This is a genomic window from Cellvibrio sp. QJXJ (genome assembly GCF_024452345.1).
In the GTDB taxonomy this organism is placed as follows: Bacteria; Pseudomonadota; Gammaproteobacteria; order Pseudomonadales; family Cellvibrionaceae; genus Cellvibrio.
Genome location: NZ_CP101662.1, coordinates 316,401 through 329,888, shown reverse-complemented (window position 1 = coordinate 329,888; position 13,488 = coordinate 316,401). Strand labels below are relative to the sequence as shown.

The 13,488-nt window shown below is 46.4% G+C and carries 9 protein-coding genes and 1 tRNA gene; 3 read left to right on the top strand and 7 right to left on the bottom strand.

The features are described from left to right. Position 1: 1 nt before the first annotated feature. The 6 genes from NNX04_RS01425 to queA form a co-directional block, all read right to left on the bottom strand. Positions 2-1,177: an efflux RND transporter periplasmic adaptor subunit gene (locus NNX04_RS01425; protein ID WP_261947268.1), complete on the bottom strand. Its 1,176-nt coding sequence runs from the start codon at positions 1,175-1,177 to the stop codon at positions 2-4. Between the two features lie 294 nt (positions 1,178-1,471). Beyond that, complete coding sequence (locus tag NNX04_RS01420) at positions 1,472-3,481, bottom strand: PAS domain-containing protein (protein ID WP_261947267.1); 2,010 nt, start codon at positions 3,479-3,481, stop codon at positions 1,472-1,474. A 140-nt stretch (positions 3,482-3,621) separates the two neighbouring features. After that, positions 3,622-4,788, bottom strand: a complete 1,167-nt coding sequence (gene secF, locus NNX04_RS01415; protein ID WP_261947266.1) for a protein translocase subunit SecF — start codon at positions 4,786-4,788, stop codon at positions 3,622-3,624. A 12-nt stretch (positions 4,789-4,800) separates the two neighbouring features. Continuing rightward, the gene (gene secD, locus NNX04_RS01410; RefSeq protein WP_007642082.1) at positions 4,801-6,684 is read right to left on the bottom strand and encodes a protein translocase subunit SecD; all 1,884 of its coding nucleotides are present in this window, start codon (positions 6,682-6,684) and stop codon (positions 4,801-4,803) included. A gap of 172 nt (positions 6,685-6,856) precedes the next feature. Beyond that, complete coding sequence (gene tgt / locus NNX04_RS01405; RefSeq protein ID WP_315973089.1) at positions 6,857-7,978, bottom strand: tRNA guanosine(34) transglycosylase Tgt; 1,122 nt, start codon at positions 7,976-7,978, stop codon at positions 6,857-6,859. Positions 7,979-8,027: 49 nt separating this feature from the next. Continuing rightward, complete coding sequence (queA, locus tag NNX04_RS01400) at positions 8,028-9,110, bottom strand: tRNA preQ1(34) S-adenosylmethionine ribosyltransferase-isomerase QueA (RefSeq protein WP_261947264.1); 1,083 nt, start codon at positions 9,108-9,110, stop codon at positions 8,028-8,030. A gap of 233 nt (positions 9,111-9,343) precedes the next feature. On the opposite strand from queA, the gene NNX04_RS01395 reads away from it, so the two are divergent. From NNX04_RS01395 to NNX04_RS01385, 3 genes are all read left to right on the top strand, one after another. Further along, positions 9,344-9,429, top strand: a tRNA-Leu gene (locus NNX04_RS01395). 482 nt (positions 9,430-9,911) lie between these two features. Next, the gene (locus tag NNX04_RS01390) at positions 9,912-10,934 is read left to right on the top strand and encodes a nucleoid-associated protein (RefSeq protein ID WP_261947263.1); all 1,023 of its coding nucleotides are present in this window, start codon (positions 9,912-9,914) and stop codon (positions 10,932-10,934) included. Next, complete coding sequence (locus NNX04_RS01385) at positions 10,927-12,306, top strand: hypothetical protein (RefSeq protein ID WP_261947262.1); 1,380 nt, start codon at positions 10,927-10,929, stop codon at positions 12,304-12,306. The genes NNX04_RS01390 and NNX04_RS01385 overlap by 8 nt, the downstream gene beginning before the upstream one ends. 152 nt (positions 12,307-12,458) lie before the next feature. On the opposite strand, the gene NNX04_RS01380 is transcribed toward NNX04_RS01385, so the two are convergent. Further along, positions 12,459-13,256, bottom strand: coding sequence for a hypothetical protein (locus NNX04_RS01380; RefSeq protein ID WP_261947261.1), 798 nt, complete (start codon positions 13,254-13,256; stop codon positions 12,459-12,461). Between the last annotated feature and the right edge of the window lie 232 nt (positions 13,257-13,488).

The window sequence follows — 13,488 nt, the reverse complement described above, 5'->3', positions numbered from 1 at the left end:
GTTACTCCCCCGAAACCTTGCTGCCAGATGCAGGAACCGCTTTCGCCGGAGTGCCGGGTTTCACTTTTTGCAGACCTTCAACAATAACCTGATCGCCTACTGCCAAACCTTCCAGAACCAACCATTGATCGCCAATCGCACGCCCGACAGTCAACTGACGCAGCTCAACCACACCTTCGGTATTCACGACCATGGCAGTAGCTGCACCTGTTCGATCACGGGTGATTCCGCGTTGGGACACCAAAATCGCATTACTGCGAACGCCCTCCTCTACCTGAGTGCGTACAAACATACCCGGTAATAACAGGCGATCCGGGTTGGGAAATTGCGCGCGCAGGTTCACTGTGCCGGTGGATTCATTTACCCCCACCTCGGCAAATTGCAGCGTACCCTCGTGTTCGTAAACACTGCCGTCATCCAGAAGCAAGCGCACCTTGGCGGAGTCTGCCGCGGCAACCTGGCCACTTTTCATTTGACGGCGCAATTGCAACAGCTCGTCAGCCGATTGGGAAACATCCACATAAATAGGATCCAATTGCTGGATACTCGCCAGCACATCAGCCTGACCGGCATTCACCAACGCTCCTTCGGTAACAGCAGATTTGCTAATCGCACCATCGATAGGCGCCAAAACCCGGGTGTATTTCAGGTTGATGTTGGCTGTCTCTACCGCGGCTTTGGCTAATGATACGCCGGCTTTTGCCTGATTCAGAGTGGCGAGTGCATCGTCATAGTCCTGCTGACTTATCGCTTTTATCGCCGACAAATTTTTGTAACGGGATTCACGTGCCGCCGCCGCTGCAAGCGTAGCCTGACTGCGCGATAACTCTGCCTGGGCACTACTTAGCGCCGCTTGATAAGTGGCCGGATCAATTTGATACAGCGCTGTGCCCGCCTTGATTTCTGCCCCCTCGGTAAACAAGCGCTTCTGGATTATGCCGCTCACCTGAGGACGTACTTCCGCTTTGCGATAGGCGGTGGTGCGACCGGGCAATTCAGTTTGCAGCGGCACATCGCTGCTAGCCACCTGTATCACGCCAACCTCGGGAACACCGGGCGCTGCCATACCTGCGCCAGGTTTGGCGCCATCGCAGCCCGCGATTAATAGGGCAATCAGGCCTGCAGCGGCCAAATGTACCGGGCGCCCGGAAGCGGTAAAAAGGTTGGGTAACATCATTAACTCCTTAAACAGGTCGCGGCCAACAAGCGGGCCGGAACACAGCAATCAAGAACCGGAAAGGGAAACACACCAAAATGAACATTTGTTCATTTTTTGGATAATAGAGGTTTGTCAGGTAAACGCCACCTGAATTTGCACTAATTAACTTTTATGAAAATATCCACACGGAATCCGTGCGAAGCGCAGGTAAAACTGCCAAAAGCACCAGAATCGTTAATCGCAAAGCAATTACCGGTTCCGGTGGAAATAAAAAATGAATTATTCAGAGGTAATTAGTCGCTCAGTGAGCCGCTAATTGTCATGCAGGAGTTTATTAAACACGTCGATCAACCGATGAATATCTACCGGCTTAGTCAGATAATCAAAAAAGCCGGCCTTACGCCCGCGCTCTACATCATAGGGCATGGCATTTGCCGACAAACCAATCACTGGCACTGCCGCGATCGAGGGATCATTTTTCAATACACTCAATACTTCGTAGCCATCCATGCCCGGCAGATTGATATCCAAAATAACCAGATCAGGGTTCAAACTGCGCGCTTTATAAATCCCTAAAAATGCCTCTTCAGCCACTTCCAGCTCAAGCTGGGGATAGCGATCAAAGATCTGCTGCAACAGGCGCACATTGGTGGGGTTATCCTCTACATAAAGGACTTTGCAGCGGCGCTTAACATTCAAAGTGGCAGGGGTGTAATCTTTATTGCTGGATAATTTTTTAATAGGCTCATCATTCCATTCAGTAGCCACGGGAAAATCAATCCAGAATGTGGTTCCTACCCCTTCAGCACTGACAAAATCGAGCTTGCCCTTCATCATTTCCACCAGCTGTTTGGTGATTACCAAACCAACACCGGAACCTTCAAAATTGGAATTTTCCGCACTTAAGCGATTAAACGGCTGAAATACCTCATTTTGACGCTGTATGGGAATACCGCGACCAGTATCACGCACGCTGATCCGCAGCTCTTGACCCTCCTGCATGCTCAGTTGAACTTCTACCTCACCGCCAACATGATTGTATTTAACAGCGTTACTGAGCAGATTGAGCAACACCTGCTTGACTCGCACATTGTCCGCAACAACGTAGGTATTATTAAATTGCGCCACAGTCGCCACCAACCGAATGCCCTTGGCATCCGCTTGAGGCTGCACCAAGGTAAAACACTCACTGATCAGGCGCGACACCAAAACCGGCTCAAGCGACACGGTCATATTGCCCGATTCAATTTTGGCCAGATCCAGCACATCATTAATCAGCTGCAATAAATGCTCGCCCGCCTTACGGATTTCACGCACGTTTTCAATTTGCTGGGGCTTGAGGTTGCCATCGTATTCAAACAGCTGGGTGTAACCCAAAATCGCATTTAGCGGCGTGCGCAGTTCATGGCTCATGCTGGACAAAAATTCAGACTTGGCGCGGTTGGCCTGCTCGGCCTGCTCTTTGGCTTGAATAACCCGCTCTTCCGCACGCTTGATTTCGGTGATATCCATATTGCTGCCGGACATCATAATCGGCTGGCCTTTTTCATTAAAAACAGCACGGCCACGGCCGCGGATCCAACGAATATCACCTTGCTGGCTCACCAAACGGTATTCGACATCAAAGGGCGCACGACCGGCCATATGTTCAATCAGCGCATTATCAAAAATAGGTAAATCTTGCGGAAAAATATGTTTGCGCCAGATTTTCAGGCGGTCCTCACCCTCGGTGAGCACATCGTCCAAATCATCGTAACCCAACAGCTCCCAGCAGCGATGGGAGAAATGAAACCCACCGCGATCGGCATACCACTCCCAGATGCCATCACTCGACGCCTGGATAATTCGCACTTGCCTCGCTTCACTTTCGCGTAGCGCTGCCTCAACTTTTTTAATTTCGGTGATATCAAAATTCACCCCGGACATGATGGTGGCATGCCCCTGCTCGTCGCGCAGTGAGTCGGCGCGCACTTGCGTCCAGATATAATCACCCGACTTGGTCCTAATACGATAAGACACATCCAGCGGCCGCCCGGTACGCAAGTGCTGACGCGCCGCTTCAATCGCATAATCGCGATCGTCCGGGTGCATGTACATCAGCACTTTTCCCGCATCGCTGATGCTCTCAGCATCTTCAGCGCCATACCCCAAACGCTCCCAAAACCCCCCCGACCATTCGATATGCTGGGTGTGCAGATTCCACTCCCAAAAACCATAGCCACTGCCATTGAATATGCGCTGAAAACGCCCCACAGTTTCACGCAGCAATTCAATATCATTGCTGGTTTGTAGTGAGGGGCTGAAGCTGATGTGTTCGATCATAGGAGTTTGCAGGGAATTGAGAGATGGCTTTGACGATACCCGAGATACTGCAATTGCACAATCCGCGATAAATTGGCAGATCAGAAACGACAACAGCGCCTGCAGGCGCTGTTGTTGAGTAAATCCAATAAAACAAAAAGTCAGGGAGCTTCTGTCGCTTCAGCACCATCCTCTTCTTTCGCTTTAGGCATCAAATCTTCTTTGGTAATGCCCAGTGCCGCAGTGATATTCGCACAGATATAAACAGACGAATAAGTACCGGCAACAATACCGATAATCAATGCCAGAGCAAAACCTTGCAGCACCTCTCCAGCAATGAAATACAAACAGAACAGCACTATAAACACCGATGCGGAGGTCATAATAGTACGACCCAAGGTCTGGCTGATGGAGATATTAATTACTTCATGAGGATCTGTTTTGCGCAGTATGCGGAAATTTTCACGAATCCGGTCGTAGATAACGATTGTGTCATTAATTGAGTAACCAATAAGCGCAAGAATTGCTGCCAGTACAGTCAGATCAAAGTCCCACTGAAAAAAAGCAAAGAAACCCAAAGTCACGATAACGTCATGCACCAAACCAATAATTGCGCCGGTTGAAAACTTCCATTGGAACTGCACTGCAACATAAAGAAATACCAAAACGAAAGCTACAAGCATCCCTAAGCCACCCTGGTCACGCAATTCATCACCAATTTGTGGCCCAACAAACTCACTGCTACGCAATTGGATTTTTGCACCAGTGGCCGCTTCCAGATCGCCAATAATTTGATTGAGATAAACGGAGTCAACGGAGTTTTCAAGCGTCACCAGCACCTTGCCGTCACGTTGCTGGTATTCGACTCGACCGTACTTTGCAGAAGGAAACAAGTCTTTCTGCTGCAGTAGATCCACACCAAGATTGGCAATCACCAACGTATCCGCATACCCCTCCAATTCACGCACCGGACGCTCAAGGGACTCCAATGCCGCCCCTGATCCCAAAGCTGCTATCGTATTTGATAACTTTTCCTGTGCTTTTATTTTCATTTGATCTTGAGTGCGAATCATTACCTCTTGATCCGAGCCGAAGAGCACCGCTACCGGGCTTTTCAGCTCCTCTTTTTCCAATACATCACGAATTTTATCCAGGTCTGCCGGACGATCCAGCAGCATCTCTAATTGCGTACCACCGGTGAAATCTAGCCCAAGTTTCAAACCATTAAGCGCAAGAGACGCAAGAGAAATGATAACTATGAGAATGGATAAAGCGGAGGTGTAATGTCTAACCCCCATAAAATCAATAATGCGTAATTCCTTAGTCATAGCAGTGATCTCTTAAATCGAAATTTTCTGTAAGTTTTTACGGCTGCCATACACCAAATTGGCAAGTGCGCGACTGCAGCTAACTGAGGCATACATGGTGGTGAGAATACCCACGATTAATGTCACAGCGAAACCTTTGATCGGGCCGGTACCAATAGCAAATAGAATTATGCCGACAATTAAGGTGGTTAGGTTTGCGTCAACAATTGTTATAAACGCGCGCTGATAACCGGCAAAAATAGCTTGCTGTGGTGAAGCGCCATTTTTAAGTTCTTCGCGAATGCGCGAGTGAATCAAAACATTCGCATCTACTGCCATACCAATCGTTAATACAATACCGGCAATACCAGGAAGTGTGAGTGTGGCACCAAACATTGAGAGCATGGTGATTACAAGGAGCAAGTTAAGTGCAAGGGCGATATTGGCAAAAATACCAAACATGCGGTAGGCCAGAATCATAAACAACACTACCAAGCCAAAGCCCCACAAAGTCGCGTCCACACCATTTTTAATATTCTCAGTACCAAGTGATGCACCTATAGTGCGCTCTTCAACAAAGTGCATTGGTGCTGCCAATGCACCTGCGCGCAACAATAACGCTAATTCTGATGCTTCTGCCGGGCTATCCAGACCAGTAATACGGAATTGCACACCTAATGCGCTTTGAATAGTGGCAAGACTAATCACTTTGCGCTCAATGTATTGCGTCATTTTTTCAACATCTTCACCGGCAGCATTTTTTACTACTTGGGTGCGAGTTTTATATTCAATAAATAAGATTCCCATCTGACGTCCGACATTGTTACGTGTCACACGGTGCATATGGGTTCCACCGAGACTATCCAGCGTAATATTTACCTGCGGCTGGTTAGTTTCGGGATCAAAACTACTAGTGGCATTGGAGACGCGATCACCGGTAACTATTAATTGTTTTTCCAATACAGCATTGCCACGCTGCATCTGCATCAATTCATCTTTGAATGGAAACTCTTCTTTGTTCGATACCAAGGTGTCAGGCGATGCTCCCAAACGGAATTCGAGATTAGCCGTTTTACCAATAACACGCTTAGCTTCGGCAGGATCTTGAATTCCCGCAAGCTGCACTATGATACGGTTGCGTCCCTGACGCTGGACTATAGGTTCAGATACCCCCAACTCATTGACACGATTCCGTAGAGTAATCAGGTTTTGGCTTACCGCATAATCTTCGATTTCACGGATACCTGCCTCGGTAAAATTCGCCGTATAGCTAAAGTCATTGGAATTAGCCTCAGAATCCGGCTTGGTAAATATTAAGGTCGGATAATCGCTACGCAGCAGATTTACCGCTTCATCACGGGCCTCGGCTGTACGGAAACGCGCAATAATTTGATTATCTTTTTGGGCGACGACAGAGGCATAGCGAACCTTCGCTTTGCGCATTTTGTCTTTCATATCATCAGCGTTAATTTCCTGACGCTTGGCTACTGCTGAGGCGGTATCAACTTCTAATAAAAAATGTACGCCACCCGCGAGGTCGAGTCCCAATTTCAATGGCTCGGCGCCTAATGCTTGCAACCATGCAGGTGTTGTGGATGCCGTGTTTAACGCAACCACATAACCGTCACCTAATGCTTTTTGTACGGTTTTGCGCGCGAGCATTTGTTGCTCTGCGTTTTTGATGCGCAGCATGGCTGTCTTTGGCGTAACCTCGCCGCCAAAAGCTTCAATGTTGGCCGCTTTTAGCGCTGCCTCCATTTTTGCCAAGACTGGCGCATCAATTACTTTTGAACTTGAATCACCAGACACCTGAATTGCAGGATCGGGTGCATAAAGATTAGGGATAGAGTAGATAACGCCAACTACAGTAAAAAACAGTAGCAGCAGGTATTTCCATAATGGATAGCGATTTAACATAGGGTTTTCCCAAGTTGTCTGCGGCAGAGAGTAGCAATCGCACAAGCGTTACATCTAGTCACGCGAATCTATTCCACCTTATTTTTACTTGCGCGCTGCCCGGTTTCGGACAGCGGTATGGCCAAGGGCGCCGGATTATAACCCTAATTCGCGCCCAACAACGATGCCGGAATCATACCGGCGGCGCAGGTGGAACTTCTAAACCCTGACGCCCGTAAAAATCGGCTAAAAATGCATCAAATGTACCTTCTGTTAACGCGGTACGCATATCAGCCATGATGCGCTGGTAATAGCGCAGGTTATGAATGGTATTTAATTGCGCACCCAGCATTTCGTTGCACTTATCCAAATGATGAAGGTAAGAGCGGGAGAAATTTTTGCAGGTATAACAGTCGCACAGCGGGTCAAGCGGGCCAGTGTCTTCACGGTATTTGGCATTGCGCAACTTGATCACACCTTCGCTGGTGAATAAGTGACCGTTGCGCGCGTTGCGCGTTGGCATTACGCAGTCAAACATATCCACACCGCGACGCACACCTTCCACCAAATCTGCTGGCTTACCTACCCCCATCAAATAGCGCGGTTTGTGCTTGGGCATTTGCGGCGTAAGGCTTTCGAGGATGCGCAACATATCTTCTTTGGGCTCGCCAACCGACAAACCACCAATCGCATAGCCATCAAAACCAATTTCCACCAAACCAGTCAGGGATTCGGTGCGCAGGTTTTCATACATACCGCCCTGCACTATCCCGAATAACGCAGAAGGATTATCGCCATGGGCGACCTTGGAGCGTTTGGCCCAGCGCAGTGACAATTCCATCGAATCGCGCGCTTCATGAATAGTCGCCGGATAAGGAGTGCACTCGTCAAAAATCATTACGATGTCGGAACCCAAATCGCGCTGTACTTGCATCGATTCTTCTGGCCCCATAAACACTTTGCTACCGCTGATGGGCGATTTGAAAGTCACTCCTTCTTCAGTAATTTTGCGCAACTTACCCAAGCTGAATACCTGGAAACCACCGGAATCGGTCAGTATCGGCCCTTTCCACTGCATAAAATCATGGAGGTCACCGTGCGCTTTGATGACCTCGGTCCCAGGGCGCAACATCAAATGGAAAGTGTTGCCCAGAATAATATGTGCACCTATATCTTCCACATCGCGCGGAGTCATACCCTTCACGGTGCCGTAGGTTCCTACAGGCATAAATGCCGGAGTCTCGACTGTGCCGCGTGGGAACTTCAAACGGCCGCGACGCGCCCTGCCCGTCTGACTATCTAATTCAAATTCCATAAAACATTGGTTAGTCACGATCTTCTCTCTCGGCTCAGATAAATAGTATTCAAACAGAAGCGCCAACTGGTTGCTGAGCAGCAGCGGGATTGCGGGTGATAAACATGGCATCGCCATAACTGAAAAAACGGTATTGCTGTGCAACGGCTTCTTTATAAGCTGCCATGGTAAAACCATATCCGGCAAAGGCTGATACCAACATAATCAAGGTCGACTCAGGCAAATGGAAATTGGTCACCAGCGCATCCACTACCTGGAATTGGTAGCCAGGGTAAATAAAAATACTGGTTTCACCCTGATAAGGATGGATCGCACCTTTTTGCGCAGGATCGGCATAACCCTGCGCGGCCGATTCCAAACTGCGCACGCTGGTGGTACCCACGGCGATTACACGTTTGCCCGCCGCTTTGGTTGCGCGCACCTGCTCACACACCTCAGGTGACACATCCATAATTTCCGAATGCATTTGGTGCTCGGCAATATTATCGACGCGCATGTTCTGGAAAGTGCCCGCACCCACATGCAAAGTCACAAACGCGATATTCACGCCTTTTGCACGCAGCTGCTCCAACATCAATTCATCAAAATGCAAACCGGCGGTAGGCGCAGCTACCGCGCCCTGTTCCTTGCTATACACGGTTTGATAGCGCTCACGGTCGGCGGCAACATCGTCCCTATCTATATAAGGAGGTAATGGCATATGGCCAATGCGATCCAAAACCACCAACGCCGGATCATCCCCCAGGAATTCCCACTCAAACAATGCATCGTGACGGGCGACCAATTGCACACGTGTACCGTCCTGCAAAATAACCTGTGAAGCCACTTTGGGTGCTTTGCTTGCACGGGTATGGGCGAGCACGCGGCGGTTATCCAACACCCGCTCCACCAGAATCTCCACTTGCCCACCCGAGGTTTTCTGGCCAAACAGCCGCGCGGGTATTACGCGGGTATTGTTGAACACCATCAAGTCGCCGGGTTCAACCAGATTGAGCAGGTCGGGAAACCGTCCATGGGCTAACTGGCCGCTCGTTCCATCCAACTGCAATAGACGACTGCCACGTCGCTCGGCAGCAGGTGTTCGCGCGATAAGGTTGTCTGGCAACTCGTAAAAAAAATCCTGGCGACGCATAAGAAGAGCTTAATGAAGGTTAGATAAAGAATAAAAAGGTCGGCAAGGGTATACCAATTCGGCTCAAGTTTAAATTAGCCACCAACTAACCCACCACTAACCAATAACAGTGAATAAATTTGCAGCGTAAACAGGCACTTTTTAGCCAAGGTGTTTAACAAACAACTGTTTTATAAAGTTTTTGAAATTAGTATTTGACAGCCGGGTTCAAATCATTAGAATGCGCACCACTCGCCAGTGTGGCGGAATTGGTAGACGCACCGGATTCAAAATCCGGCGCCCTTAAAGCGTGTCGGTTCGAGTCCGACCACTGGCACCAAACCCGTAAATGAAGGGCTTACAGTAATGTAAGCCCTTTTTTTATTGCCAAAAATAAGCGCCCAAAAACCATCAAGGGGGCACAAAGGGGGCGCACTTGTTTTACCGCATCGCAAAACACAAATTGCCACCAGAGCCACGCCACTACTGACATAACTCCAATTGCGCGCCTGAATTTGTCTTTCACAACACTGCAATATGCTTTAAATCGTGAACTCAAAGACAAACATACAGCCCACGCGCCATGCGGGTTTGGTTCTATTGGTCACTTCACGAACTAAAATTTTTCAGAAAGCCCGCAGGCGGGGGAGGAGTGAATTTAAGCCGCCCTTCTGATAAACGCTTGATTACTCCCCTCCACTGGAACCACCATGGTCAATTTCCTACACACCTGTCATACATTTCCTACATATTTCCACGCCACCCACCTACATAATCGCCAGCTAAACAAACGGAACAACGTAGAATAAAGAGGGTTTAGCTTTGACAATTCACCATGTGGTTGCGCACGAATTAATAAAAGATATTGATAATCAAGAAGCAGCAAAGGAACTCAATGAGAAAGGCGCTTTTGATAAGAGCCTCCCGATTCTTCAAAGGTTCATCGACACCACCGATAAGGCTTTCAATAAAAAACCTAAAGCATTAGGAAAGTTTGATCCTGATGAGGTTAATTACCCATTTCAAAAAACCCTTGTTGATTACCTAACACTGAGCAACCACAGCGAAGACGAATTTCTAGACATGACGTCTAGCGCAATGGATACATTGGCTGCAGCCGCCACAGGAGTAACAAAAGCATCGGGCGGCATCGTCATTTTTATGCACTATGACGACAGCTTTATGGTTCTACTTCTTAGCAGGAAGGTAGTCTTCAACATCAAAGACTTTGAACTCGAAAACCTAGAAGCAATGGACATAGATTCAATGAGGTACGCCGCAAAAATCAGCGTGAGCGGGTTGTTGGCTACAGATAATAATGAAGAAAAAGACCCCTACATTGGCTTTATGCGAGGCACCGCAACAACAGTGTCCAGTTACTTTTTAGAGTTTATTGGCTGTAAAGATTACCAATCCCCTAAAGCATCTACCGATGGAATGATCGAGGCAGTTAGGGAGTATATGACATCACTAGGGTATAGCACGGATAAGCGCAGAGATATTGAACAGCAAATATTGAGTTACTGCGCCGGCCAAAGAAAAGCGGGCAATCACGTATACCTTTCTGCAATAGCACCACTTATTGATCCCGAAAACGAAAATGGTTTGATCGAATACATCAGCGAGAAAAATTTCAAATGCCCAGATGTATTTGAGGCTGATCCTAGCGCATTAAGAAAATTAAAAAGATATGACTATAAATCAAAAAAATGGTCTCTTAGTTTTGATCACGATCTTTACGGCGGAACAATAACCTTTAACAAAGACGACAATACAATTACAATTACAGACATCCCCGATGACTTCGAAAGCTCTCTAGATTTAGTTGATGATGAAGATGAATAAACCAATTGAATCAATAATCGATTTCTACAGAGAGTTTGGAGAAAAATCAAATTTTGATTCGATTTCAGATATATCTTTCACTACAAAAATAACGACTAATTTAATAAACAAAATAATAAGCCTTAACGCCCTCATCAGAGGGCAATGCGATCAAGACATAATCGAAGTCATTCATGTTGGCGGAAAATCATATCAAGCCAACAATGAGGCCGGACTAAACAATCACCTAGATGAGCAATGCACATTCAACTTTGATAGCGTAAGTATCAAAGGAACCAATAACATCCACTATTCAGTAGATAAATTTTTACGGTTCAATAAAACCAAAAAACCGGACTTTTTTTATATAGCTGAAATCGATTATGCAACCTTCGACAACAAAGAAAATCATTATATAAAAGCCTATGACGCCACCATTGACCTCATTGAGACACTGATCAATGCAGACAGCGGTGTTTGCGACTTCTCCAGCTATAACGACAAAACAAAAACGCACAGAATTGTTTTATTGGGAGAAAAGAAATTTGAATTTGAAACAACGTACAGTAAAAAGGATTTGGACTTTGACAGTGAAAAAATCAAAGCATTCATCAAAGACATAAGCATCGATAGCGACACAGTAACAACGCACAAAAAAGAAAAAAATCAGATACTAAAAAAATCGATATGCGACCTGCTTAAGCACGTAAACAAAGATTCAGAAAAGTTCGCATACATACTGAATCACATTGAAGAACTTCAAAGGGACTACAATAACGGCCTAGACCTCTACCTGAATGAATTTACATTCTCTAAATTCATCAGCGATCTTTCGGACAAAAAAATATCCTATATAGAAAAGATCAACAAAGTTATTTCAGATATTGGATTAAAGTTGCTTTTTTTGCCGCTAATTGGCATTGCAACAAAGCTTTCCTCATCGGATGCAAATAGCACTTTCGCGTTCACCCTGTACGCAGGGCTAATGATGCTATTGATAATCTACACAATAGATTCATTAGCCCAAATTTCACAAGAAATGAAGAACGCTTTCCATCACAAGCGCTACAAAAAATCGATTCTAACGAGTGGCAACATCGAACAAGAATTGATTGATGCTTGGTCGCAGCTAAACACCCGAATCAAATTTATTTATGCCACCTTATTTAGCTTGTATATCGGGCTACTGCTATTTGTCATTAAAAACTTAAACCCAGATGGCTTTTTGGGAGCTTACGAAGCCGAAAACTTAAATCAGTTTATTCAGTTACCCTTTCAATTAGAGCCAGTCTTTAATTTTTTAATTTTTTGCTCTTTATTAGGCGCAGCTTGGTTTTCTATTTCTAGATTACTATGCGGAATATGGCAACTTATTTTTGGACGCACCAAATAACCAACTCTACTTCCAACCATTGCCCACAACCGCCTATGCAGTAGTATTTTCGACCGACGTAGCGTGTGTTGATGAAATAAAAAAAGGCAGTGAAAGCTGCCCCTTTTATATTTTTTTAAATCATTTTGGGATACTTCGATCCTTATGATCACCTACTCATCACCCCTAGGCTCATGACAGTCAACTAAAATGCCATTTTCATATGGGTGAGCAGATAGAATAAGATTTCTAGAAGCTTCATACCGATAATGAAACACATAGTGGTTATCATCTGCATCCCAACAATTGAGGGAAAGTATTGAATCACCGCATTCAGGGAGCTGATCCAAAAGCTCGATTCTGTGCTTACTATCACGCGTAAACTTGCTTGAATCGGCAAATAAAACCGATCTTCTAAACATTTCAGAATCAATTTGAATTCTGTAAGCATCACCGCCGATATTTTCAGCACTTATTACCCATTGAGAATTAGACTGATTTACAAACGTTAAGTAAATGTCAGGCCGCAAAATCCGCAATCTTTCAAGTCGCTTTTCTTCAATTACTCTATTGGTTTCGAACACATTGAAATCATGCATCGACTTCGCAACATTCGCCTGAAGCAAATTGCTATCGCCCAATTCTTTTGTGGCCTCCACTTGCAAAGCCAACTCTGTCAACTGAGCCTTCAAGGCTTCAGTATTCAACCGCAGTTCCTCCCCCTGCTGCCTATAACCCGCAACCAACCAAAACAGCGCAAGCGGCGACATAGTGCCAGCCAGAAAATCCCCAACTGCATTAGGCTCCATTTTTACAAATGCGCACCAATTGCAAAAAACATAAATCGCAACACCACCCAACCAAACAGCTGTAACCCCAATTGCCCACTTAGTCGAAGCACTCATACCCTCTTTATTATTTTCACTTTGCACCTTACCGGCCTCAGGCTGATTTTCCTGCCCCATACTCATTTTCTCCGTTGATCAATAAAAACCCCAATAAACCACAATATTACACATTGACACACAACTCCACCCGCACTACCCTACTTGAGCAATGGCAAAATCCATTGCCGGGATTGAGACCCCGGAAACTACTTGAGAGCAACAAGCGCGCTCTGCGCTTTTTTTGTTGCTGGCGTTCGGCTACCCTGCAGTTATGGTGGCTGGGCGGGGCTATCCTTCGGGGTAGGCCGGTTCTCGA

Coding starts and splice junctions, on each gene's coding strand:
- NNX04_RS01425 (WP_261947268.1), bottom strand. CDS start 1,177: ATGATGTTACCCAACCTTTTTACCGCTTCCGGGCGCCCGGTACATTTG.
- NNX04_RS01420 (WP_261947267.1), bottom strand. CDS start 3,481: ATGATCGAACACATCAGCTTCAGCCCCTCACTACAAACCAGCAATGAT.
- secF (WP_261947266.1), bottom strand. CDS start 4,788: ATGACTAAGGAATTACGCATTATTGATTTTATGGGGGTTAGACATTAC.
- secD (WP_007642082.1), bottom strand. CDS start 6,684: ATGTTAAATCGCTATCCATTATGGAAATACCTGCTGCTACTGTTTTTT.
- tgt (WP_315973089.1), bottom strand. CDS start 7,978: ATGGAATTTGAATTAGATAGTCAGACGGGCAGGGCGCGTCGCGGCCGT.
- queA (WP_261947264.1), bottom strand. CDS start 9,110: ATGCGTCGCCAGGATTTTTTTTACGAGTTGCCAGACAACCTTATCGCG.
- NNX04_RS01385 (WP_261947262.1), top strand. CDS start 10,927: ATGAATAAACCAATTGAATCAATAATCGATTTCTACAGAGAGTTTGGA.
- NNX04_RS01380 (WP_261947261.1), bottom strand. CDS start 13,256: ATGAGTATGGGGCAGGAAAATCAGCCTGAGGCCGGTAAGGTGCAAAGT.